The 22460-nt window shown below is 57.9% G+C and carries 21 protein-coding genes; 10 read left to right on the top strand and 11 right to left on the bottom strand.

The genetic code is table 11. The features are described 5' to 3' along the window. The first annotated feature begins 148 nt into the window (after positions 1-148). Positions 149-973, top strand: a complete 825-nt coding sequence (locus tag GOV53_RS19580) for a class I SAM-dependent methyltransferase (RefSeq protein ID WP_170469724.1) — start codon at positions 149-151, stop codon at positions 971-973. Between the two features lie 39 nt (positions 974-1012). On the opposite strand, the gene GOV53_RS19575 is transcribed toward GOV53_RS19580, so the two are convergent. The 6 genes from GOV53_RS19575 to GOV53_RS19550 all read right to left on the bottom strand — a co-directional run bounded on the left by GOV53_RS19575 (position 1013) and on the right by GOV53_RS19550 (position 6643). Next, positions 1013-1840: an alpha/beta hydrolase gene (locus GOV53_RS19575; RefSeq protein ID WP_170469721.1), complete on the bottom strand. Its 828-nt coding sequence runs from the start codon at positions 1838-1840 to the stop codon at positions 1013-1015. A gap of 3 nt (positions 1841-1843) precedes the next feature. Further along, entirely contained in the window at positions 1844-2725 is an 882-nt protein-coding gene (locus GOV53_RS19570; protein ID WP_170469718.1) for a tryptophan 2,3-dioxygenase, read from the bottom strand. A 62-nt stretch (positions 2726-2787) separates the two neighbouring features. Further along, entirely contained in the window at positions 2788-3816 is a 1029-nt protein-coding gene (gene tdh, locus GOV53_RS19565; RefSeq protein ID WP_170469927.1) for an L-threonine 3-dehydrogenase, read from the bottom strand. A 19-nt stretch (positions 3817-3835) separates the two neighbouring features. Further along, positions 3836-4786, bottom strand: a complete 951-nt coding sequence (locus tag GOV53_RS19560; RefSeq protein WP_170469716.1) for a PLP-dependent cysteine synthase family protein — start codon at positions 4784-4786, stop codon at positions 3836-3838. Beyond that, positions 4783-5970: a glycine C-acetyltransferase gene (locus tag GOV53_RS19555; protein ID WP_170469713.1), complete on the bottom strand. Its 1188-nt coding sequence runs from the start codon at positions 5968-5970 to the stop codon at positions 4783-4785. Before GOV53_RS19555 ends, GOV53_RS19560 begins: the two co-directional genes overlap by 4 nt. A 109-nt stretch (positions 5971-6079) precedes the next feature. Then, the gene (locus tag GOV53_RS19550; RefSeq protein WP_170469710.1) at positions 6080-6643 is read right to left on the bottom strand and encodes a helix-turn-helix domain-containing protein; all 564 of its coding nucleotides are present in this window, start codon (positions 6641-6643) and stop codon (positions 6080-6082) included. A 118-nt stretch (positions 6644-6761) separates the two neighbouring features. On the opposite strand from GOV53_RS19550, the gene GOV53_RS19545 reads away from it, so the two are divergent. Continuing rightward, entirely contained in the window at positions 6762-7937 is a 1176-nt protein-coding gene (locus GOV53_RS19545) for an acetyl-CoA C-acyltransferase family protein (RefSeq protein WP_170469707.1), read from the top strand. Between the two features lie 96 nt (positions 7938-8033). Here the strand turns inward: GOV53_RS19545 and ubiB are convergent, their stop codons facing one another. Together ubiB and ubiE are read right to left on the bottom strand one after the other, a co-directional pair. Then, positions 8034-9563, bottom strand: a complete 1530-nt coding sequence (ubiB, locus tag GOV53_RS19540) for a 2-polyprenylphenol 6-hydroxylase (RefSeq protein ID WP_170469705.1) — start codon at positions 9561-9563, stop codon at positions 8034-8036. Next, entirely contained in the window at positions 9563-10315 is a 753-nt protein-coding gene (gene ubiE / locus GOV53_RS19535; RefSeq protein ID WP_170469702.1) for a bifunctional demethylmenaquinone methyltransferase/2-methoxy-6-polyprenyl-1,4-benzoquinol methylase UbiE, read from the bottom strand. Before ubiE ends, ubiB begins: the two co-directional genes overlap by 1 nt. An 86-nt stretch (positions 10316-10401) precedes the next feature. Between ubiE and mutM the strand changes: the two genes are divergently transcribed. From mutM to recF, 6 genes are all read left to right on the top strand, one after another. Beyond that, positions 10402-11253 carry a bifunctional DNA-formamidopyrimidine glycosylase/DNA-(apurinic or apyrimidinic site) lyase gene (gene mutM / locus GOV53_RS19530; protein WP_170469699.1) on the top strand — a complete coding sequence of 284 codons (852 nt, stop codon included), beginning with the start codon at positions 10402-10404 and terminating at the stop codon, positions 11251-11253. 66 nt (positions 11254-11319) lie between these two features. After that, entirely contained in the window at positions 11320-12096 is a 777-nt protein-coding gene (locus tag GOV53_RS19525; protein WP_170469695.1) for an enoyl-CoA hydratase, read from the top strand. A 231-nt stretch (positions 12097-12327) separates the two neighbouring features. Beyond that, positions 12328-12591 (top strand): 30S ribosomal protein S20, encoded by a 264-nt coding sequence (gene rpsT, locus GOV53_RS19520; protein ID WP_170351928.1) that lies wholly within the window; start codon positions 12328-12330, stop codon positions 12589-12591. 540 nt (positions 12592-13131) lie between these two features. Continuing rightward, a complete protein-coding gene (gene dnaA, locus GOV53_RS19515; RefSeq protein WP_170469692.1) occupies positions 13132-14517 on the top strand; it encodes a chromosomal replication initiator protein DnaA in 1386 nt (461 codons plus the stop codon). Between the two features lie 227 nt (positions 14518-14744). Beyond that, complete coding sequence (gene dnaN / locus GOV53_RS19510; protein WP_170428371.1) at positions 14745-15866, top strand: DNA polymerase III subunit beta; 1122 nt, start codon at positions 14745-14747, stop codon at positions 15864-15866. Positions 15867-15905: 39 nt separating this feature from the next. Continuing rightward, positions 15906-17000: a DNA replication/repair protein RecF gene (gene recF, locus GOV53_RS19505; protein ID WP_170469689.1), complete on the top strand. Its 1095-nt coding sequence runs from the start codon at positions 15906-15908 to the stop codon at positions 16998-17000. Here recF and GOV53_RS19500 read toward each other — a convergent pair. Further along, on the bottom strand, positions 16997-17563 hold the full coding sequence (locus tag GOV53_RS19500; RefSeq protein WP_170469686.1) for a carboxymuconolactone decarboxylase family protein: 567 nt from the start codon (positions 17561-17563) through the stop codon (positions 16997-16999). The two genes, recF and GOV53_RS19500, sit on opposite strands and share 4 nt — an antisense overlap. Positions 17564-17662: 99 nt before the next feature. On the opposite strand from GOV53_RS19500, the gene GOV53_RS19495 reads away from it, so the two are divergent. Beyond that, positions 17663-18235 carry a TetR/AcrR family transcriptional regulator gene (locus GOV53_RS19495; protein ID WP_170469683.1) on the top strand — a complete coding sequence of 191 codons (573 nt, stop codon included), beginning with the start codon at positions 17663-17665 and terminating at the stop codon, positions 18233-18235. Positions 18236-18360: 125 nt separating this feature from the next. Beyond that, positions 18361-20778, top strand: coding sequence for a DNA topoisomerase (ATP-hydrolyzing) subunit B (gyrB, locus tag GOV53_RS19490; protein ID WP_170469680.1), 2418 nt, complete (start codon positions 18361-18363; stop codon positions 20776-20778). 346 nt (positions 20779-21124) lie between these two features. Here the strand turns inward: gyrB and GOV53_RS19485 are convergent, their stop codons facing one another. Continuing rightward, entirely contained in the window at positions 21125-21982 is an 858-nt protein-coding gene (locus GOV53_RS19485; protein ID WP_170469677.1) for a DUF302 domain-containing protein, read from the bottom strand. A gap of 16 nt (positions 21983-21998) precedes the next feature. Then, positions 21999-22460 (bottom strand): DUF4345 domain-containing protein (locus GOV53_RS19480; RefSeq protein WP_254439346.1); only part of this gene is annotated, 462 nt, incomplete at its 5' end.

Genomic DNA, 22460 nt, shown 5'->3' with positions numbered 1-22460 from the left:
GCTTTTTTGTTGGATGCCTGCATGTCCTGTCGGTCCGAATCCTTGAAACAATCAAGTTGTCGAACCGAAGGGCGGCGCCTTGTTCGCTAGGGGCACGAATGGCCGGGAAATGTGGTAAGCTTGCAAATGGTCCCGGAAAGGACAGCGGATGGCGGATGCCAACACTTTCGCGGCGCTTGAAAAGCGCGAGTGGTCGGATGAGCAAGTTGCGCAATCCTACGCTCGGGCGTTCGCCCGGGCCGCCAACATGGTGGTTCCCCATCTTATCGAGGCAGTCGCACCCGGACCGGGCACCAATGCGCTCGACCTCTGCTGTGGTCATGGCAATGTGACAGCTGGACTGGTCCATGCCGGGGCGAACGTGACCGGTGTCGATTTCTCGCCAGCGATGCTTGAAATGGCGCGGGATGCAGTGCCCAAGGCGCGATTCGTCGAAGGCGACGTGATGGATCTGGATTTCGATGACGAAAAGTTTGACACCGTGACCATCGGATTCGGAATTCCGCACGTTCCGAACCCGCCGGCGGTGTTCAAAGAGGCCCGTCGCGTTTTGCGCCCCGGGGGAAAACTGGCTTTCTCAGTCTGGTGTGGACCCGAGGTAGAAACGGCGCTCGGGTACGTCTTTGGTTCAATTGAAGCACATGGCCACCCTGACATCACGTTGCCGCCCGGACCTGGGGCTAACGACTACGCAGACCCTGCGTTGTCCTTTCCGGTCCTGTCCTCTGCCGGGTTTCAGGATTGCTCTTGCGTCACGGTCGCCTCAATGTGGCGCGTGGAAGATCCGGGTGCGCCCTATGATTTTTTCCGCGAAGGCACCGCGCGCGGAGGTGCTCTGTTGCGCCCGCAACCAGAAGAAAATGCCTCTGCAATCCGAAAATCTGTGGTGGATCAGGTGCTTAAAAAACACGGATCTGGGCCGATTTGGGAAGTTCCAATCCCGTCCGTCGTGACAAGGGCCGTGGCCGTTTAGGTCATCATTTAACCTAGAGCGAAGGAGCTGGGTCGGCGATCACTGCGACGTGGGCAGAAAAGTGCCCCGATGCATAATGATGTCGAAATGGTGCACGCCCTTTTGTAGATCAAAGCTCACAGAATGCCCGCCCTTGCGCAGCAACTCCGCATAGTCCCGGCTTTGGCGGATGAATTCGGGTGTGTCCCGTTCAGCCACTGTCACGTGATAGCGCGGGCCAGGGGTGGGTAAGTGCAGGATCGGGGACAGGTCGTGAACCTCCACTGGCGTCAGTTGCAATGGGTCGTTGACCGAGGTCAGGCTGATCGGTTCCAGATCATAGACGCCGCTGATCAGAATCACATCGCGGACGCGTAAGCCAGAGCGGGCCAATGCATCGGCCGAGGTCGCCATGACCATTGCCGCCAGATGTGCTCCGGCGCTGTGCCCCGACAGGGTGACTCGGGACGGATCAAATCCCAGATCAGGCGCGTTGGCGGCCAACCACAGCAAAGCGTCGCGACATTCCGCGATCATGTCGCCAATCCGTGCATCGGGAGCCAGCGTGTAATTGAGGGTCGCAAAGGACTGCTCGGCCTGAACCAACGCCGGGGCCATCATTGCTGATTCCCGCTGACTTAGAGCCTGCCAATAGCCGCCGTGAATAAAAACATGCAGCGGTGCGCCGGTGCCTTTTGCAGGAAAGAAATCCAATACCTGCGCCGTTGGCTCGCCGTACGAGACGTTCCCGATAACCTCCATCTGCGATCGATGCTGCGCGCTGAGCGCGGCGTAGCTGTCCAGGTATGGCGTCAGGTCGCCCCCGATCATCGAGCTGGGAGAATACTCCCGCTCTAACTCTTCCTGAGTGAATCCCCGGTACAGCATCGTCTACTCCTGCTCGGTATACATCAACTCGGTGCGCACATCGTAGAGATCATGGAAGAACCTCAAATCCAAGGCCTTGCGCAGGAAGGACACTCCGCTGGATCCTCCGGTGCCGGGTTGGTTCCCAATCACCCGTTCAACAGCGGTGACATGATCGAACCGCCAACGCTGGAACAGTGACTCCACATCCATCAGCTTTTCCGCCAGCGCGTAGAGGTCCCAGTATCGCCCCGTATCGCGGAACACCTGCACCCAGATTTTGACAATGCGCGGATCACCTGAATAGGGCTGCGCATAGTCCCGGTTCAGCAGGTCCTCCGGCACATCGAAGCCCTGGCGGGCCAGCATATGCAGGACCTCGTCATAGAGCGAGGGTTTGGTGAGCGCGGCGTTCAGCATCTCTGTTACTTCGGGATCGTGGGCGTGTACCTTGAGGGTCGAAGCGTCCTTGTTGCCAAGAATGAACTCGATCCGGCGGTAACCGTAGCTTTGGAATCCCGACGAACTGCCAAGCGCCTGCCGGAACGTCATGTAGTCGGCGGGGGTCATGGTCAGCAGCGTCTCCCAAGCGGTGATCAACTGCCGTTGGATCGCCTTGACCCGGTCGAGGTTCTTCATCGCCGGACCAAAATCATCCTGCTGCAAGAAACGCCGCACCTCGACAAGCTGGTGATGCATCAGTTTCAGCCACAGCTCGCTGACCTGATGGATGATGATGAAAAGCATCTCATCGGGTTGCGCGGGTTCCTGAAAGGTTTTTTGCAGGTTCAGCAATGTCTTGAGCTGCAGAAAGTCGCCATAGCTTTTGCGATGGGTTTCCGCGAAATCGGTGACCAGAGTGTCCTCGATTCCGCGCTCAAGATAGCGGTGATCCTTGTCGCCCATTTGCTCCTCCAAACGCCTGAGTCACCCCTGTTTAGGGTCTAACTCTGCGCAGTTCCAGAGCGTTAAGTCCAGTCGAGGACCACCTTCCCCGATTGGCCGGATTTCATGGCCTCAAACCCTTGGGCAAAGTCGTCGACGTTGAACCGATGCGTGATCACGCGGCTGACGTCCAGACCATTCTGCAACATGGCGATCATCTTGTACCAGGTCTCGAACATCTCGCGCCCGTAGACCCCCTTAATGGTAACGGCCTTGAAGACGATGCGGGACCAGTCGACCGGAGACTTTCCGGGCGGGATACCCAGCAGGGCGATCTTGCCGCCCATCACCAGCGCCTCGACCATCTGATCCAGCGCGGTTTGGGAGCCTGACATTTCCAGCCCAACGTCAAAGCCCTGCTGCATGCCAAGTTCGGTAATGACGTCCTGCAAGTCTTCCTTGCTGACATCCACAGCGCGCACAGTTGGCACGACATGCTCGGCCAGTTTCAAGCGGTCGGGATTGATATCGGTGATCACTACATGCCGCGCCCCCGCATGGCGGGCCACGGCGGCTGCCATGATCCCGATGGGGCCCGCGCCGGTGATCAGAACATCTTCGCCCAGCAAGTCGAAACTCAGCGCGGTGTGAACTGCGTTGCCCAGGGGATCGAGGATGGCGCCGATTTCATCGGGTACATCATCCGGCAGGGGAACGACATTGAATGCGGGCAGTTTCAGGTATTGTGCAAACGCCCCTTGCTCATTCACCCCGATCCCCCGTGTGCCGGGGTCCAGATGGAACTTGCCTGCGCGGCTTTGGCGGCTGTCGTTTGTGATCAGATGCCCTTCGCCCGAGCAGCGCTGACCGATCTCAAGACCAGTAACGTTGCGCCCGATTTCAACGATCTCACCAGCGAATTCGTGGCCGGTAATCATTGGCACCGGGACCGTGTGTGCGGCCCATTCATCCCAGTTCCAGATATGGATGTCGGTTCCACAGATGCCGGTCTTGTTGATACGGATCAGAACCTCTTCCGGGCCGATCTCTGGTACGGGGGCCTGAACCATCCACAGACCTTCTTCGGGCTTGGATTTCTCAAGCGCTTTCATGGTGTTGGGTCGCATTTGATCACTCCCACAAATCGGTCGACAGGTACTTCAGCCCACTGTCACACATCACAATCGCTACGCAGCCGCCCTTTTCCGGGCCGCGCAACAGTTCTATCGCCCCCGCAAGGTTTGCGCCTGCCGAGTAGCCTGCGAAAATGCCTTCGGTTCGGGCCAGCATCCGCGCCCCTTCCCGCGCCGCGTCTCCCGAAACCGCCAGGTGCCCGGCCAGAGATGTGCCGTTCAGATGAACCAGATCGCCCATCGCATAACCCCCGCCCTGAATCGGGTGATCGGGATTGGTGATGGCTTCGCCAGCGATGGCCCGCGCGCCTTCGGGTTCCACGGCATAACAGCGCACACCGTGCGGGGTGAGAAAGGCAGCGGCCCCGGCCAGGGTGCCGCCGGAACCTGCAAAATCGCAAAAAGCGGTGATTGTGCCACCGGATTGCTCCCAGAATTCCGGACCAGTGCCCGTGGCATGGGATTGGGGGTTGCCGGAATGGCCGAATTGATCGGCCCGAAAAGCTTTTCGGTCGGTTGTAATGCGTTGAGCGGCCTCGTCCACCAAAGCCAGATCCGGGCCCGAAACCTCACCGCGTTTGCTGCCTTCGGCCTGTGGGACAATGACGACTTCGGCCCCAAGTGCACGCATCATCCGCGCCCGTTCGACCGAGTTTCCGGCGCTCATCACTGCCACAAAAGGATGCCCCATAATACCGCAAACAATCGCCAGTCCAGTGCCCATATTGCCCGAGGTCAGTTCGACAACCGTCTGTCCCGGCAACAGGGTGCCTTCTGCGCGCGCCAGTTCGACAATCGACCTTGCGGCGCGGTCCTTTTTCGAGAACCCCGGCAGCAGGTAATCCAGCTTGGCCAGAATGCGGCCATCCAGATCCAGTCGCTGGCAAATGCGCGACAGGTCGACAAGAGGTGTATTTCCAATCGCGTGGACCACCGAGGGTAGGATCATGAAATCACTCCCAACTCTTTGCCGACCTTACCAAAGGCAGCCAGGGCACGGTCCAATTCATCCTTTGTCAGAGCCGTATTCATCTGCGTTCTGATCCGTGCTTGGCCGCGCGGGACGACCGGAAAGAAGAAGCCCGAGACATAGACGCCTTCGTCAAACAGGCGCGCGGCCATGTCCTGCGCCAACTGCGCTTCTTCCAGCATCACGGGGATGATCGGGTGCTCGCCGGGCAGCAGGTCAAAACCCAGCTTTTCCAGCCCAGCGCGCCAGTATTTCGCGTTGCCAAACAGTTGGGCGCGCAGAATGTCGCCTTCTTCGACAAGACGGATCGCTTCCAAACCGGCGGCGACGATGGAGGGCGGCAGCGAGTTTGAGAACAGATAGGGCCGCGCCCGCTGCCGTAGCAGGTCGATCACTGGCTGCGGCCCGGCGATGTAACCGCCGATTGCCCCCCCAAGTGCCTTGCCCAAAGTTCCCGTCAGAATATCCACGTCGACGCCGAAGTGATCCGGCGTGCCCGCACCGTTCGGCCCCATAAAGCCAGTGGCATGGCAATCATCGACCATGACGATGGCATCGTATTTGTCAGCCAATTCGCGAATCTTCGGCAGGTTGGCCAGATAGCCGTCCATCGAGAACACGCCATCGGTGGCGATCATGATATGCCGCGCCCCGTCCTCGCGCGCCTGTTTCAGCCAGGCTTCAAGGTCGTTCATGTCATTGTTCAGATAGCGATAGCGCTTGGCCTTGCACAGACGGACGCCATCGATGATCGAAGCGTGGTTCAGACTGTCCGAGATAATGGCGTCTTCAGGCCCTAACAAAGGCTCAAACAGCCCACCATTGGCATCGAAACAGGCGGCGAACAGGATTGCGTCGTCCTTGTTCAGGAACTTTGCCAGACGCTGTTCAAGCTCACGATGGATGTCCTGCGTCCCGCAGATGAACCGGACCGAGGCCATGCCGAACCCTTTGGGCTCCATTGCACCCTTGGCAGCGTCGATCAGCGCAGGGTGGTCGGCCAGACCGAGATAGTTGTTGGCGCACAGGTTGATGACCTTTTTGTCGCCCACCATGATCTCACCGCCCTGAGGCGAGGTGATCATTCGTTCGCGTTTATAAAGCCCTTCAGCTTCGATCTGCGCGAGGGTGTCCGAAATGTGGGACAGGAATGCATCTGCCATGGCGATCTCCTTCATCTGAGTCGCGTGTCTAACATAACGGACGCATTTCCCAAATAGGGGAATGACATAATTGCGGAAAAAAATCCGTGAAGGCGGAAATCCGCCAGATTCAGGCGTTCTTAACGATAAGAAAGACACGCGCAGGTCCGTCCGCGGCAATCGAATGGGCAATATCTGCCGCATAGCGCGCGGTATCGCCTTGTTTCAGATTGCTGACAGCAGATCCCGACGTGACACGCACAGCGCCCTCAAGGACGGTCAGTTGCTCGCGCGCGCCACGCGCATGGGGTTGGCTGTTCAGGGCGCCACCTTTGTCGAACTGAATGTCATAGACCTCATGCCCGCCCGCCTCTTCGGGCGGAGACAGAATGCGTATTCGGCAGTTTTGGCCCATGTTGTCGATGCTGGGCACTTCGGAGTTTCGGAGGACCTCAATCTGATCTGCGCTGTTTGCATCCTCCAGCAGGCCAGCGAAATCCACCTGCAGCGCGCGGGTCAGGTTCCAAAGGGTCGAGATCGTTGGGCTGCTTTCGCCGCGTTCGATCTGGCTGACCATGGATCGTGAAACGCCGCTTAGGTTCGCTACGGCTTCCAGCGACAGGCCTTTGGCCCGGCGCGCCTCTTTCAGGCGGGCGGGCAGGCGTGTCAGGATATCGTCTGAATTGTCCGTCATGACGGAATCTCATGCGCGTTTGGGCTTAGGATGTCAATTCTGCTTGTGACGGTACGTTCCATGGGACAGCTTGATGCCGCAGATGCATAGTTCCGCCAAATCCCAGAGGAGTAGAGACATGAAAGACATCGTGATTCTTGATGGTGCCCGCACCGCGATTGGTACTTTTGGCGGGGCGCTGGCCTCAACTGCACCGATTGATCTTGCAACTGTCGTGACCGAAGCGGCGATGGAGAGGTCCGGTGTTGAGGCCGCTCAGATCGGCAATGTGGTTTTCGGCCACGTCATCAATACCGAACCACGCGACATGTACCTGTCGCGTGCTGCCGCGAAACAGGCGGGCATTCCGAACGAAACACCGGCAATGAACGTGAACCGTCTGTGTGGGTCCGGCGCGCAGGCGATTGTGTCGGCGGTTCAGTCTCTGATGCTGGGTGATGCAGAATTTGCCGTCGCTGGGGGTGCCGAAAGCATGTCGCGCAGCCCGTACATAGTTCCTCAGGCGCGCTGGGGGGCGAAAATGGGGGACGTAAAGTCGCTCGATATGATGTTGGGCGCGCTCAACTGCCCCTTCGGCACCGGCCATATGGGGGTGACGGCTGAAAACGTTGCGGACGAGCATCAGATCACGCGTGAGCAGATGGATGACTTTGCATTGACCAGCCAGAACCGTGCTGCTGCGGCCATCGGGGCGGGCTATTTCGAAAGCCAGATCGCGCCCGTGCAGGTGAAAGTCAAACGCGACATGGTTGACTTCATGGTCGATGAGCACCCCAAGCAGACATCGGCCGAGGCGCTGGCAGGGTTGCGCCCGGCGTTCCAGAAAGAGGGTCGTGTGACCGCGGGCAATGCGTCGGGTATCAATGATGGTGCGGCTGCGATGGTTTTGGCTACGGCGGACGCTGCTGAAAAGGCCGGTCTGAAGCCCAAGGCACGGATTCTGGGATATGGCCATGCGGGCGTACGCCCCGAGGTGATGGGGATCGGGCCGGTTCCGGCTGTGCAGAACCTGATGGCCCGCACCGGCTTGTCCGTTGACGACTTTGACGTGATTGAAAGCAACGAGGCCTTTGCGTCTCAGGCTTTGGCGGTGAACAAGGAATTGGGTCTGGATGCGGCTAAGGTGAACCCGAATGGAGGCGCTATCGCTCTGGGGCATCCGGTGGGTGCAACCGGCGCGATCATTACCCTGAAGGCGCTTTATGAGCTTGAGCGCACTGGCGGGTCAAAAGCACTGGTCACAATGTGCATTGGCGGCGGGCAGGGTATCGCCATTGCCTTCGAGCGGCTTTGATCTGATAGGTCGCAGGGGGGCTGTCTGCCCCCCATCGCGCCAAGGCGCGACTCCCCCCGAAGGTATTCTTGGCCAGATGAAGCAGGCGGGTTGATTCTAGCTGAAAGAGGTAAGGATCAGGACGATCGCCGCACCGGCGGCGGCTCCGATCGTTGCGGGAAGGATGGCTGAAGAAAGGCCTTTGTTCTGCGAGACGCCTTTTTGCGTTTGTGCGATCAGAGCGTTTTCGACCAAGTTGGGAAGACGCGGACCAAAGCGCGCCAGAACCATCGCGGTCTTGCCAAAATCTCGTAGGGCGGCGCGGGGACCGATGGATTGCTTGATGTAGTCCTCGACGACAGGTCGGGCGACCTCCCAAATATTCATGTGCGGGTCGAGTGAGCGTGCCACGCCTTCCACCACAACCATTGTGCGTTGCAGAAGGATCAGTTCCGTACGGGTTTCCATGCCGAACCGTTCGGTCACTTCGAACAGGTAATTCAGCAGGCGGCCCATCGAAATGTGGGTGGCGTCCATGCCGAAAATGGGCTCGCCAACTGCACGCAGGGCGCGGGCGAATTCGTCGACGTCCTGATTGGCGGGGACGTATCCGGCCTCGAAATGCACCTCGGCCACGCGTTTATAATCACGGCGGATGAAGCCGAAAAGAATTTCGGCGTAAACGCGACGGGTGTATTCGTCGATATGGCCCATGATACCGTAGTCATAGGCGATGATGTCACCGTTTGCGGCGACCTTCAGGTTGCCCTGGTGCATATCGGCATGGAAATAGCCATCGCGCAGAGCGTGCAGCAGGAACAAGCGCAAGACGCGTTCCGCCAGATCGCGGCGATTGTGCCCTGCTGCGTCCAGCGCCGCATTGTCGCCCAAAGGAATGCCATCCGCCCAGCTGAGCGTCATAACGCGGCGGGCCGACAGGGACCAAACCACGGGTGGCAACCAGAAACCGGAGTCGTTTTTCGTGTTGGCTGCGTATTCAGATGCAGCGGCGCTTTCCAGGCGAAGGTCGAGTTCGCCGCGTACGACGCCATCGAAATGTTCGATCACTTCCATAGGGCGCAAGCGGCGCGCGCCCGGGGCGCAGAGCTGAACGATCCGGGCAGCGAAATAGAATGCATCAACATCCTTGCGGAATGCGCGTTCAATTCCGGGGCGCAGCACTTTGACTGCAACATCTTCGCCCGTGCTGACCAGCTTGGCCTTGTGGACCTGCGCAATTGACGCTGCGGCGATGGGTTCGCTGAATTCGCTGAAGATCTCGGAAACCGGCTGGCCAAGTTCTTTCTCGACCTCCGCCATGGCTTCGGCTTTGGGAAACGGTGGCAGCTTGTCCTGCAATACGCGCAGTTGAGCGGCCAGCTCGTTTCCGACCACATCGGGGCGGGTCGACAATACCTGACCGAACTTGATGTATGCCGGGCCCAGAGCCGTCAGGGCTCGGGTTGCAGGCGGCATGGCGGGGTCGCCTTTGTAGCCCAGCCATTGGAACGGTTTGCCCAAAGCATGGGCGACAATGCGCAGGGCACGCGGAGCTTCGAACGCGTCCAGCACAACGTTCATCGCGCCCGTGCGTTCGAGCGTGGCGCCTGTCCGGATCAGGCGAATGATGTTGTGTGGACCGCGCATCAGATCTTCCAGCCGGAATGCAGCGCGGCGATGCCCATGCTCAGGTTTCGGTATTTCGCGTTTTCAAAACCGGCGGCGCGGACCATATCCAGAAAGGTGTCCTGATCGGGAAATTTGCGGATCGATTCCACAAGGTACTGATAGCTGTCGTAATCATTGGCGATCAGCTTACCCATGCGCGGGATGACGTTGAAGCTGTAGAGGTCATAGAGTTTCTGCAGCCCCTCATTGGGTAGCTGACTGAATTCCAGCACCATCAGGCGGCCGCCGGGTTTCAGCACACGGAATGCCTCATTCAAGGCCTCTTGCGGGCGTGTTACGTTCCGGATGCCGAATGAAATGGTGTAGACATCAAAACTGTTGTCGTCGAAAGGCAGCGACATCGCATCGCCCACAACCCAGTTCAGGCTGTCCGACATTTGATCTGCTTCGGCGCGCTGGCGACCCTCGATCAGCATCGGCTCGGTCAGGTCCAGTACTGTGGCATGGCCATAGCCCGCGCGTTTGAGGAACCGGAACGAGATGTCTCCGGTACCACCTGCCACATCCAGCAAGCCCTGACCGGGGCGCGGTGCCAGCCAGTCCATCATCGCATCTTTCCAGACCCGGTGGATGCCCATCGACATGACATCATTCATCACGTCGTATTTCGAGGCGACCGAGTTGAATACGCCTTGAACGCGCCCGGCCTTTTCAGCCTCGGGGACGGTTTCAAACCCGAAATGTGTGGTCTTGTCGCTGTTGTCGGACATTTGCCTTGCCGTTTGTCGAATTTCGCCTCTGTTATAGGGCTCTGGAACCGGGGCACAATGCGGCCCTTTGAATTAGGAGCCCTGTAATGCCCGAATTGCCAGAGGTCGAGACAGTAAGACGCGGCTTGTCCCCGGCGATGGAAGGTGTGGTGATCGAGCGTGCCGACGTGAACCGCCCCGATCTGCGATGGCCTTTTCCCGACCGAATGGCCGAACGGCTGACCGGGCAGCGCGTTGATCGGTTGCGGCGGCGGTCAAAATACATCTTGGCGGATCTCAGTAGTGGTGAGACCTTGCTGATTCATCTTGGTATGTCAGGCCGGATGACGGTGTCCGGTGACCCGTTGGGGCAATTTGTGCATGACCATCCCATGCCTGAAAAACACGACCATGTGGTCTTTCACATGGCCAACGGTGCGCGCGTAACCTTCAATGATCCGCGTCGTTTTGGTGCGATGGACCTTTTGCAAACGGCCGCTGCGGACGCCCATAAACTGCTTTCGGTTTTGGGACCGGAACCATTGGGCAATGACTTTCACGAACAACATCTGATTGATGCGTTTCGCGGCAAGAACACTCCGGTCAAATCCGCATTACTGGATCAGGGAATCGTTGCCGGATTGGGCAACATTTACGTCTGCGAGGCGCTTTATCGCGCGGGCGTGTCGCCACGTCGCAAAGCCGGGCAGATTTCTGCGTCGCGGGTTGCGGCGTTGGTTCCGATCATCCGTCAGGTGCTGCAAGACGCCATCGAAGCTGGCGGTTCCTCGCTGCGCGATTTCCGCCAAGCCGATGGAGAACTTGGATATTTTCAGCACAGTTTTGATGTATACGGGCGTGAGGGCGAACCGTGCCGGACGGAAGGATGCGGCGCGCAGATCAAAAGAATCACCCAGTCCGGTCGTTCATCCTTCTATTGCGCGCAATGCCAAAGATAACTTGATCCAGCGAATGCGCGTGATAAGGAATCGTACCTGAACGGAACAACCGGAAGCTTACACCTCATGGCTTTTGAGACGATCATCGTCGAAATCGAAGACCACGTCGCACTTATCAAGCTCGACAGACCCGACGCGCTGAATGCGCTGAATTCACAGCTGGCCCAGGAATTGTGCACCGCGTTGGAAGACGCGGATACCAATGACAAGGTGCGCTGCATCGTCATCACAGGATCGGAAAAGGCCTTTGCGGCTGGTGCGGACATCAAGGAGATGTCCGAGATGAGCTTTGTTGATGTGTACAGCTCAAACCTCTTTGGTGCCTTGAACGACCGTGTCTGCGCGATCCGCAAACCGATCATCGCGGCCGTTGCGGGCTATGCGCTGGGCGGTGGATGCGAGTTGGCGATGCTGTGCGACTTCATCATCGCCGCCGATACCGCCAAGTTCGGACAGCCCGAGATCAACCTTGGTGTGATTGCGGGATTGGGCGGCAGCCAGCGTCTGACGCGGTTTGTCGGTAAGTCCAAATCCATGGACATGAACCTGACGGGTCGTTTCATGGACGCTGAAGAAGCCGAGCGCTCGGGCCTTGTCAGCCGCGTTGTTCCCGCCAAGAAACTGATGGAAGAGACGATGGGCGCGGCCCAGAAGATCGCTGAAAAATCTCAGTTGAGCACGATGGCGGCAAAAGAGGCCGTGAACCGCAGCTATGAGTTGCCGTTGAGCGAGGGGATGTTGTTTGAACGTCGCGTCTTCCACTCGATGTTCGCGACCGAAGATCAAAAAGAGGGTATGGCTGCGTTCCTCGAAAAGCGCGCCGCACAGTTCCGCGACAAGTAAGCGGTACCTTAACCGGGTTGAACAGGCGGGTCTTGGCCCGCCTTTTTCATACCTGCCATGCGCATTGAAAGAATCGGCTTGGCAAACCGGGACAACTTGGATAGTAAGCGCCGCTATACATGCGCGTGCGGCCCGCTTGGCCCGACTCACACTCGTGATTTCTGATCCGGTGCGGTTAATCCGTGGCGCGCAACCCTTGATAACGTACCGAACCAAAGGTCAGAGACACAGATGGCAAATTCGCCCCAAGCAAAAAAACGCGCTCGTCAGAACGAGAAGCGTTTCGCAATCAACAAAGCACGTCGTTCGCGCATCCGCACCTACCTGCGTAAAGTGGAAGAAGCGATCGCATCCGGTGACAAAGACGCTGCAACCGCAGCTCTGCGCGCAGCTCAGCCTGAACTGATGCGCGGCGTAACCAAAGGCGTGTTCCACAAGAACACCGCATCGCGTAAAATGTCGCGCCTGTCGGCGCGCGTCAAAGCGCTGGGCTAAGCCCTAAGGTTGACCCCGGGTCAACTATTGCGCTTCTGATTGTTTAAAAAGCGTCACAAATAGTGGCGCTTTTTTTTTGCTGTTGCCGGAATGCCGCGCCTTCACAAATCTGAGAGATTCTTTCGGCCAAAGACCCGAGTCAACATCAGAGTTTCGTTGCCGGACGCCTTGGCCTCTTGTTACCACTAAGTCAGCGATTCACTCGCTTGGGGGGACAGGCTGTTCCAGCGACCTAACTGACGGGCATCAGGATGGTCCGGAACGAATGTTGGCAACTTGTTTGCTGATCTGCTGTGGGCCTTGGGGGACCAAGGAACAAAGCCCTGTCGAAAATGAGATTGCGATGCGCAACCCTGTTTCAGGGCGTTTCTGTGGTGGAACGCTGGCGAACTGGGTAGTGCGGACTTTCTGAACAACACCCGCCAAACTTTTGGGGTTTGGCGATGGGTATCCCTATGCGTGCGATTGCTCAAACCGGGCGACCGGAACTTAGTAATAAGGCCGACAGGCCAATAAAGAATGGGATGCGTGAGGCGCTTAATGACACAAGAGAAATGGGGACTACTACGTAACAAGTTGCTCAAGGCGATCGGAAAGAACAACTACACCACCTGGATTGAGCCTCTTGAATTCCAAGAGTTGCAGGACGGCGTAGCAGTGTTCTCCGTTCCCACCAATTTCATGGGCAACTATGTAAGCCAGAACTTTGCGGATCTCATCTTGTATGAGATGAACACCGCAGGGGAATCTGTTCAGCGGCTGGCTTTTCGCGTGGCTGCAAACTCACCGGCCCGCCCAACAGTCGAGGCGCAGGCCGAACCGGCTGTTGTAACGGAAACACCCGCTGCGCCACAGGTTGAGGCTGGGAATGATGCTCTGGAATCGCTGCAGGCCGCGCCGCTGGATTCCCGTTTCACCTTTGACAGCTTTGTTGTCGGCAAACCAAACGAACTGGCCCATGCCGCCGCGCGCCGGGTTTCGGAAGGCGGTCCGGTGACGTTCAATCCGTTGGTCCTGTATGGTGGTGTGGGTCTTGGTAAAACACACCTGATGCATGCCATCGCCTGGGAACTGAAAACCAAGCGTCCCGAGCTGAACGTGCTGTACCTTTCGGCGGAGCAGTTCATGTACCGTTTCGTACAGGCCCTGCGCGAACGTCGGATGATGGACTTTAAACATCTGTTCCGTTCGGTCGACGTGCTGATGGTGGATGACGTGCAGTTCATCGCAGGCAAAGATTCAACCCAGGAAGAGTTCTTCCACACGTTCAATGCTCTGGTAGATCAGAACAAGCAGATCATCATTTCCGCCGACCGCGCGCCCGGTGAGATCAAGGATCTGGAAGATCGGGTAAAGTCGCGCCTGCAATGTGGTCTGGTCGTCGACCTGCACCCGACCGACTATGAACTGCGTCTGGGCATCCTGCAGAACAAGGTTCAGCAATATAGCTCGACCTATCCTGACCTGACCATCGCCGATGGCGTTCTGGAATTTCTCGCCCATCGTATCTCGACCAACGTCCGTGTGCTGGAAGGCGCTCTGACTCGTTTGTTCGCTTTTGCCTCTCTGGTTGGTCGCGAGATCGACATGGAGCTGACGCAGGATTGTCTGGCCGACGTGCTGCGCGCATCCGAGCGCAAGATCACCGTCGAAGAAATTCAGCGCAAGGTCTCGGACTATTACAACATCCGCCTCAGCGACATCATTGGCCCCAAGCGTCTGCGGTCTTATGCCCGCCCGCGTCAGGTGGCGATGTATCTGTGCAAGCAACTGACCAGTCGGTCCCTGCCCGAGATTGGCCGCCGGTTTGGCGGACGTGACCACACCACGGTCATGCATGGCGTCAAGCGCATCGAAGAGCTGAAAACGACAGACGGCCAGATCGCCGAAGACGTCGAAATGCTGCGCCGCGCCTTGGAAGCCTGAGGTCTGTTACCATAACTCAGGAAACGCCCCGGACCCTCACGCCCGGGGCGTTTTCTTGTGCGCTATAATCCACGGTTGAACAGGAACTGTGCCCGCCGGGCCACGCGCCCCTTGACGCATTGGGCAATCCAACCGAGAAATCCGTAAAAAATCCTTGTGCCTCAGGGCGGAACCGCTAACGTGCCAGTCCCGCCCATTTCGGCACGCAAGTCAGAGGAATTGAGGGTATGAAGATCAGCATCGAACGCGGCACCCTTCTCAAGGCCGTTTCCCAGGCCCAATCTGTTGTCGAACGTCGCAACACCATTCCCATACTTGCCAATGTCTTGATCGAGGCCGAAGGCGACCAGGCCATGTTCCGGGCAACCGATCTGGATATCGAGGTTGTCGACAAAGCGCCCGCGCAGGTTGAAAAGGCCGGTGCGACGACGGTTGCGGCGACCACCCTGCATGAAATTGTGCGCAAACTGCCCGATGGCGCGTTGGTCACCTTGACCGCTGACAGCGCCGCGGGCCGTCTGACGGTCGAGGCCGGCCGGTCGAATTTCTCGCTGGCGACGCTGCCGAAAGAAGATTTCCCGGTGATGGCGTCCTCGGAATACCAATCGAACTTTACGGCGTCTGCTGCGTTGCTGCGTCGGTTGTTTGATAAATCGAAATTTGCGATCTCGACCGAAGAGACGCGGTACTACCTGAACGGTGTTTATATGCATGTGGCTGACGGGGCCGAGGGCGGCAAGGTGTTGCGCTGCGTGGCAACTGATGGTCACCGACTGGCGCGGATCGACGCGGATCTGCCGGATGGGGCAGCCGACATGCCGGGCGTGATCGTACCGCGCAAAACCGTGGGCGAGCTGCGCAAGCTGCTGGACGATGACGAGATGGATATCGCCGTTTCGGTCAGCGAAACCAAGGTTCGCTTTGCGACGCCTGACATTACTCTGACCTCAAAAGTGATCGACGGAACCTTCCCGGACTACACCCGCGTGATTCCGCAGGGCAACACGCGCCAGCTAGAAGTGGACGCGGCCGAGTTTGCGCAGGCTGTCGACCGTGTGGCGACCGTATCCTCGGAGCGTTCGCGTGCGGTTAAACTGCAACTGGATGCAGACAAACTGGTTCTTTCGGTGAACGCGCCCGACAGCGGTGCCGCCGAAGAAGAGCTGGCTGTGGCCTACGGGGACGAGCGGCTTGAAATCGGGTTCAACGCAAAATACCTGCTTGAGATCGCCAGCCAAGTAGATCGTGAGAACGCTGTGTTCCTGTTCAACTCGGCAGGCGATCCGACCCTGATGCGCGAAGGCAATGACCAAAGCGCGGTCTATGTTGTCATGCCGATGCGCGTCTGATCGACCCTGCGGGGTGATCCTTAACAAAACGGAGGGGTCATGACCTTGGCCCTGACCGAGCTTACGGTCTCGCATTTTCGGTCTCACAAGTTGGCGCGGCTGTCTCTGGACGGTCGGCCGGTTGCGATTCATGGGCCGAACGGGGCGGGCAAGACCAACATCCTGGAAGCGGTGTCATTGTTTTCCCCTGGTCGTGGGATGCGCCGCGCCAGTGCGGCCGAGATGACGCGGCGGCCAGAGGCGCTGGGCTGGAAGCTGTCCGGTCTGCTACAGGTGCAGGGCCAAAACTACGAGATCGAAACCTGGTCCGAAGGCGGCGCTGCGCGGCAAGTGCGGATTGACGGCAAAGCCTCTAGCCAGATCGATCTGGGCAAGCTGGCCCGCGTAGTTTGGCTGATCCCCTCGATGGATCGTCTGTGGATCGAAGGGGCAGAAGGGCGGCGGCGGTTTCTGGACCGGATCGCGCTGAGTTTTGACCCGACCCACGCCGAGGCGTCCCTGACTTACGAAAAATCCATGCGCGAGCGGAATCGTCTGTTGAAGGAACAGGTGCGCGATGCCCATTGGTATGCCGCGCTCGAGGGGCAGATGGCTGAGACCGGGTATCGTATCCATGCGGCGCGGCTTGCGGCGCTAGACCATCTCCGTGCGGCGCAAGATCAGGCAGAAACCGCGTTCCCTTCCGCTGAGTTAGAGTTGATTCAAACCGAAGGCGCGATGCCTGCAAGTGCGGAGGATCTGCGCGAGGCTTTGAATGAAAGCCGCTTCCGCGATCTGGCGGCGGGACGCACATTGGTGGGGCCGCATCGGTCAGATCTGTACGGTGTTTTTGCGGCCAAAGGCGTTCCGGCCAAGGACTGTTCGACAGGTGAGCAGAAAGCCCTGTTGGTTTCTCTGATTCTGTCGAATGCACGGGCGCTGGCAGGGATGGTCGGTGCGCCGCCGATCGTTTTGTTGGATGAGGTGGCCGCGCATCTGGACGCGGGTCGGCGCGCTGCGCTCTATGACGAAATCTGCGCGCTGGGCGCTCAGGCCTGGATGACGGGCACCGGGCCTGAGCTGTTTGCGGAATTGGGGGACCGTGCCCAAACGCTGATCGTGACAGAAGGCGATGAGGGCTCGGTGGTCGTTTAGGCAGGTTCGTTGACCTTACGCTCCCAAAGGAAGCCGCGCATCACTTCGTCGACCGGCGTTTTGGCCATGTGGTTGACGTAGTTCGACATGGTCTTCTGGGCCAGACCCAACACCACATCCAGAACTGCGCGGTGCGAATAGCCAGCGTCAAAGAAGGCTTGCAGTTGTTCTTCGGTCGGGTTGCCGCGGGTTTCCATCACTTGCAGGGTAAAGGTGCGCAGGGCCTCAAGCTTGGCCGACGGCAGCGGGGTTTCGTTGCGCAGTGCCTCGGTAATCTCGTCCGAGACCTTCATCATCTTGGCGATGCCGGTGTGTGCGGGAACGCAGTAGTGGCATTCGTTTTCGACGTTGATGGTCTGCCAGACAACGGTTTTCTCGTCATTGTCGAAATCGGTCTGCATGAACAGGCCGTGCAATACCTGATACCCTTCCAGATGCTGGGGGCTTTCGGCCATTACCTTGTGCAGGCCGGGCAGGCGGCCAAAAGCGGCTTGCGACTTTTCCAGCAGCGGTTTGGACCCTTCGGGCGCGGAATCGAGGTCATGAGACGGGAAGTTGGCCATGTGAAAACTCCTTTTCTGGCGCGATAGGGCAGAAATAGTCTTTCTTGAGCGGTCGCTCAAGTATATATTTGAGCAATCGTTCAAGAATTGGTGAAGATGATGCCACGCAGACCTGAATATGACCGTGACGCCCTGATCGCCCGGGCTAGGGATATCTTCTGGCGCCAAGGCTGGGCGGGGACGTCGTTGAAAGACCTGGAACGCGAGCTGAAGCTGAAGCCCGGCAGTTTCTACGCCGCGTTTGGATCCAAGGATGCACTGTATGGCTTGGCGCTAGAGCGTTACGCGCAAGAAGGCGTTGCGCGGCTGCGCGCCTTGGCGGATCGACTGGGTCCGCTGGAGGCCTTGAAGACACAGCCGCGATTGGTGATTGAGGCCAGCGGAGCACCGGCCAAATCCTGCATGCTGGCCAAAACCTATGCCGAATTGCAGGCCAAGGACCACGACTTGGCTGAACAGGCAGGTGGGCATATGGCCGAGATGAAGGCGTGTTTTGCGGATCTTTTCCGTCAAGCCCAGGAGGCAGGGGATATCGGTCCGGACCACGATCCGAACAGGCTGGCGACACGGTACCAATCCGACCTTTTGGGGCTGCGTTTGTCGGCAGAACGCAGCGATGTCGACGCCCACGAGATAGCTGCAGATATCGCCGCAGATATCGACCGTTTGTAAGGTTTCGGCAGCCCGCTGCCGAAAGGACCAAAAACATGCCTCTCTGACACAAAATGTTGGGGCAGCGCGTGACATTCCCCCCCAGAAAACGTATAAGTTACCAAAATAATATAGGTACTCACGGCATGTCCGAAGACGCACAGGCACCCCAGGAATATGGTGCAGATTCCATCAAAGTTCTCAAAGGGTTAGAGGCAGTTCGCAAGCGCCCCGGTATGTATATCGGGGATACAGACGATGGCTCGGGCCTGCACCACATGGTGTATGAGGTCGTGGACAACGGAATTGATGAGGCTCTGGCCGGACATGCGGACCATGTGACCGTCAAAATTCACGCCGATTCCAGCGTCTCGGTCAGTGACAACGGACGCGGGATTCCGGTGGATATCCACCCCGAAGAGGGGGTCTCGGCGGCCGAGGTCATCATGACTCAGCTGCACGCCGGCGGTAAGTTTGACAGCAACTCGTACAAAGTGTCCGGTGGTCTACACGGCGTGGGCGTGTCCGTGGTGAACGCGCTGTCGGATTGGCTGGAACTGCGCATCTGGCGTTCGGGTAAAGAACATGTGGCGCGCTTTGAAGGCGGTGAGACGGCGGAGCATCTGAAAGTCGTAGGCGACTGCGGTGATCGCACCGGGACCGAAGTCAGGTTCCTTGCGTCGACCGACACGTTTTCGAACCTCGAATACTCGTTCGAGACGCTGGAAAAGCGTCTGCGTGAGCTGGCTTTCCTGAATTCGGGTGTGCGGATCATCCTGATCGACGAACGCCCCGCTGAACGACTTGAGACCGAGCTGTTCTATGAAGGCGGCGTCAAGGAGTTCGTGAAATACCTCGACCGGTCCAAGTCTCCGGCGATGCCCGAACCAATCTATATTAAGGGCGAGCGGGACGACATCGGTGTCGAAATCGCGATGTGGTGGAATGACAGCTATCACGAGACGGTTCTGCCCTTCACCAACAACATCCCGCAGCGGGATGGTGGTACACACGTGGCCGGTTTCCGGGGTGCATTGACCCGGACCATCAACAACTATGCGCAATCCAGCGGGATCGCGAAGAAGGAAAAGGTCAGCTTTACCGGCGATGACGCGCGTGAAGGTCTGACTTGCGTTCTGTCGGTCAAAGTGCCGGACCCGAAATTTTCATCCCAGACCAAGGACAAGCTGGTCTCGTCCGAAGTCCGCCCTGCAGTCGAAGGTCTGATGAACGAAAAGCTGGCCGAGTGGTTCGAGGAAAACCCGAATGAGGCCAAAGGCATCGTAGGCAAGATCATCGAGGCCGCGCTGGCCCGTGAGGCCGCTCGCAAGGCGCGTGAGCTGACCCGCCGCAAGACGGCGATGGATGTAAACTATTTGGCCGGTAAGCTGAAAGACTGTTCCGAGAAAGACCCGTCCAAGACCGAAGTCTTCCTCGTCGAGGGTGACTCGGCCGGTGGTTCCGCCCAGACGGGTCGGGACCGGCTGACTCAGGCCGTACTACCCCTGCGTGGTAAGATCCTGAACGTCGAACGGGCGCGATTTGACCGGATGCTGTCGAGCCAGGAAATCGGTAACTTGGTGATGGCGCTGGGCACCGGCATTGGCCGCGATGAGTTCAACATCGAGAAACTGCGCTACCACAAGATCGTCATCATGACCGATGCCGACGTGGACGGCGCGCATATCCGAACTCTATTGCTGACTTTCTTCTACCGGCAGATGCCGGAACTGATCGAAGGTGGATACCTCTATATCGCACAGCCGCCACTCTATAAGGTTTCGCGCGGTAAATCAGAGGTTTACCTCAAAGACCAAGCCGCGCTGGATGACTACCTGATCAATCAGGGCGTCGAAGGGGCCGTGCTGAAACTGGGCTCGGGCGAGGAAATCATCGGTCAGGACCTGACCCGCGTCGTCGACGAAGCGCGTCAACTGAAACGTGTTCTGGACGCCTTCCCAACCCACTACCCACGCCACATTCTGGAGCAGGCCGCCGTTGCAGGTGCCTTTGTTCCAGGCGCGGTGGATGCCGATCTGCAAGGCGTAGCCGACAAGGTTGCCGCCCGTCTCGACCTGATCGCGCTGGAATACGAGCGCGGTTGGCAAGGACGGATTACGCAGGACCACGGCATCCGACTGGCCCGTATCCTGCGCGGTGTTGAAGAGGTTCGTACGCTGGACGGCCCGATGCTGCGCTCGGGCGAGGCGCGCAAAACCGGCAGCTTCACGCAGAGCCTGCAAGAGATCTACAACACCCCTGCAACATTGGTTCGCCGCGACCGCATGCAGTCCATACACGGCCCGCTTGATCTGCTGCGCGCCATTCTGGAAGAGGGTGAAAAGGGTCTGTCACTGCAACGCTACAAGGGGCTAGGAGAAATGAACCCAGATCAGCTGTGGGAGACCACACTCGACCCGGATGCGCGGACCCTGTTGCAAGTGCGCGTGGATGATATGGTCGAAGCGGATGACCTGTTCACCAAGCTGATGGGAGACGTGGTTGAACCGCGACGCGAGTTCATCCAGCAAAATGCGCTGAGCGTGGAAAATTTGGACTTCTAGACGGTTGTAGGTTTGCGCATAACACTTCGCGCACCCCATAAGTTTACGTAGTTCGCCCATAGTTTTGCGCTGCGCGTTTGTCTGCATTAGCGACGAATTCAATCAGTTTATGGCTTAGTCGTCGCGGTTATGGCCCTTTGCATTGCTCAATGCCGCAAAGGGCCTCCCTAAGGAACCTTGGATTCTCGCGAAGGTCTGCGATGCGCAGAAAGCGGCCTTTGCAAAGTCTAACGAACGGCCCAAAGCGTGGTAGGCCTGTTGCGTTGAGAACCGCTGAAATCAACCCAAAGCGGACGACGAAAAGATGGCCAATCGGCAAAAGTTTTTTGCGTTTTCCTAACAGCGGCTACTCAATTGCCTTGCGAAATGTCTCGGTCAGCCGTTTGTTCAATCCGTGATGAGGTTCGGCTGAAGAACCGTAGTGCAACTCCGCCAAGGCAGCGATGTCATTGAAAATCACTACGGAGCCGCCCTCTTCATTCGCATAAACCAGTAGTTTTTGGCAAAAGGCATCCAAACCAATTGCTGGAAAGCCCGCCATTGCCACGCCACCGGGTGCTGGTCCGCCGAACAGCAAGAGAACCGTATCCGGTAGCGCCACCCCCAGTTGGGAAGCTTCGGTCGCAAAATCGATTTCTCCAAACCAGACAGTATCGTCCTGCCCCATCACGGCTGTCCTGAGACGTTCGACTGCCTCTGGTACGCTGAGCTGAGATCGCAGCTCGATGATCCCGTAGTCGGCAAACAACCCGTTGGTCGGCGCTGGTGTTGCTTCCAAGTCGTTTAGAACTTCGAGCATCTTGCTCTGAAACGCACGCAACGAAGAAGCGTCCGTGAGTCCATGCCGGACTTTGAGAAATTGCGAGTCTGTGTAAGAGATCTGTGGGCCACCATCCTGAGCGAAGGAAAGTACGCGAAAAGGAAGGTCCAGTCCTGCTCGCACGTTCCCTTTCAGAATGGGCGTGTTTATCTCTGGAACAGAGAAAATGAGTACGCGAGATGCTGGCATTTCTACGCCTTCGGCTTTGGCCAGGCGCGCGTGATCTATCGATGCGATTGGAGTAGCTCCCGCTTCGGCAACGGCAGTCTCAATCCCTAAGAAGTTTTCGTCCACCGCAGTCTGGGCAGATGAAGATTGTGCAAAAGCGGATGTCGAAACTGATAGAGTTGCAATCATCGAGAAAACAAAGCCAAACCTCACCATTTTACTACTTCCTATTTCACCGTACTTTTTTAAGAGAAACCGCCGCCAGAGCTGCAAAAGCTATCTCGGCTGCAAGATAAAAGAGAAGTATCCCGTTCGGAACTCCATCGATAAGGATGCTTAGTATGCGTCCAACGGCCAGTCCTGACATAAACAAAAAAAGAACCCACAGCGCGGGGCGTTGTAATTCTGGTTTTGAAGCGGCTGCCAACCAAAACAAAGCGTTTGCCAGATAAAGACCCATAATCGCTCGGAAGACATGCGTCTGATTCGTTCCTTCTACCGGGAAGCCCAGCAAAACTGGGATCGAACTGCCTGGCATCAGACCATACGATAACGCAATTGGCACGAGACCAACGGCAGCAAGCAGAAGGACCAATCTAGCACTCATGGAGGACTCCTTCTCGTAGAGGTTTCGCTTTTTTGTCCCTTTGGATAGTTTTGCCCGTAAAGATAAGTAAGGCCAACGACACTCGCG

The organism is Ruegeria arenilitoris (genome assembly GCF_013035315.1).
Taxonomy (GTDB): Bacteria; Pseudomonadota; Alphaproteobacteria; order Rhodobacterales; family Rhodobacteraceae; genus Ruegeria; species Ruegeria arenilitoris_D.
This window is presented reverse-complemented; position numbering and strand designations above follow the sequence as displayed.

Bases quoted from the DNA above. Each gene is read 5' to 3' on its own strand.
- GOV53_RS19580 (WP_170469724.1), top strand. From the start codon at position 149: ATGGCGGATGCCAACACTTTCGCGGCGCTTGAAAAGCGCGAGTGGTCG.
- GOV53_RS19575 (WP_170469721.1), bottom strand. From the start codon at position 1,840: ATGCTGTACCGGGGATTCACTCAGGAAGAGTTAGAGCGGGAGTATTCT.
- GOV53_RS19570 (WP_170469718.1), bottom strand. From the start codon at position 2,725: ATGGGCGACAAGGATCACCGCTATCTTGAGCGCGGAATCGAGGACACT.
- tdh (WP_170469927.1), bottom strand. From the start codon at position 3,816: ATGAAAGCGCTTGAGAAATCCAAGCCCGAAGAAGGTCTGTGGATGGTT.
- GOV53_RS19560 (WP_170469716.1), bottom strand. From the start codon at position 4,786: ATGATCCTACCCTCGGTGGTCCACGCGATTGGAAATACACCTCTTGTC.
- GOV53_RS19555 (WP_170469713.1), bottom strand. From the start codon at position 5,970: ATGGCAGATGCATTCCTGTCCCACATTTCGGACACCCTCGCGCAGATC.
- GOV53_RS19550 (WP_170469710.1), bottom strand. From the start codon at position 6,643: ATGACGGACAATTCAGACGATATCCTGACACGCCTGCCCGCCCGCCTG.
- GOV53_RS19545 (WP_170469707.1), top strand. From the start codon at position 6,762: ATGAAAGACATCGTGATTCTTGATGGTGCCCGCACCGCGATTGGTACT.
- ubiB (WP_170469705.1), bottom strand. From the start codon at position 9,563: ATGCGCGGTCCACACAACATCATTCGCCTGATCCGGACAGGCGCCACG.
- ubiE (WP_170469702.1), bottom strand. From the start codon at position 10,315: ATGTCCGACAACAGCGACAAGACCACACATTTCGGGTTTGAAACCGTC.
- mutM (WP_170469699.1), top strand. From the start codon at position 10,402: ATGCCCGAATTGCCAGAGGTCGAGACAGTAAGACGCGGCTTGTCCCCG.
- GOV53_RS19525 (WP_170469695.1), top strand. From the start codon at position 11,320: ATGGCTTTTGAGACGATCATCGTCGAAATCGAAGACCACGTCGCACTT.
- rpsT (WP_170351928.1), top strand. From the start codon at position 12,328: ATGGCAAATTCGCCCCAAGCAAAAAAACGCGCTCGTCAGAACGAGAAG.
- dnaA (WP_170469692.1), top strand. From the start codon at position 13,132: ATGACACAAGAGAAATGGGGACTACTACGTAACAAGTTGCTCAAGGCG.
- dnaN (WP_170428371.1), top strand. From the start codon at position 14,745: ATGAAGATCAGCATCGAACGCGGCACCCTTCTCAAGGCCGTTTCCCAG.
- recF (WP_170469689.1), top strand. From the start codon at position 15,906: ATGACCTTGGCCCTGACCGAGCTTACGGTCTCGCATTTTCGGTCTCAC.
- GOV53_RS19500 (WP_170469686.1), bottom strand. From the start codon at position 17,563: ATGGCCAACTTCCCGTCTCATGACCTCGATTCCGCGCCCGAAGGGTCC.
- GOV53_RS19495 (WP_170469683.1), top strand. From the start codon at position 17,663: ATGCCACGCAGACCTGAATATGACCGTGACGCCCTGATCGCCCGGGCT.
- gyrB (WP_170469680.1), top strand. From the start codon at position 18,361: ATGTCCGAAGACGCACAGGCACCCCAGGAATATGGTGCAGATTCCATC.
- GOV53_RS19485 (WP_170469677.1), bottom strand. From the start codon at position 21,982: ATGGTGAGGTTTGGCTTTGTTTTCTCGATGATTGCAACTCTATCAGTT.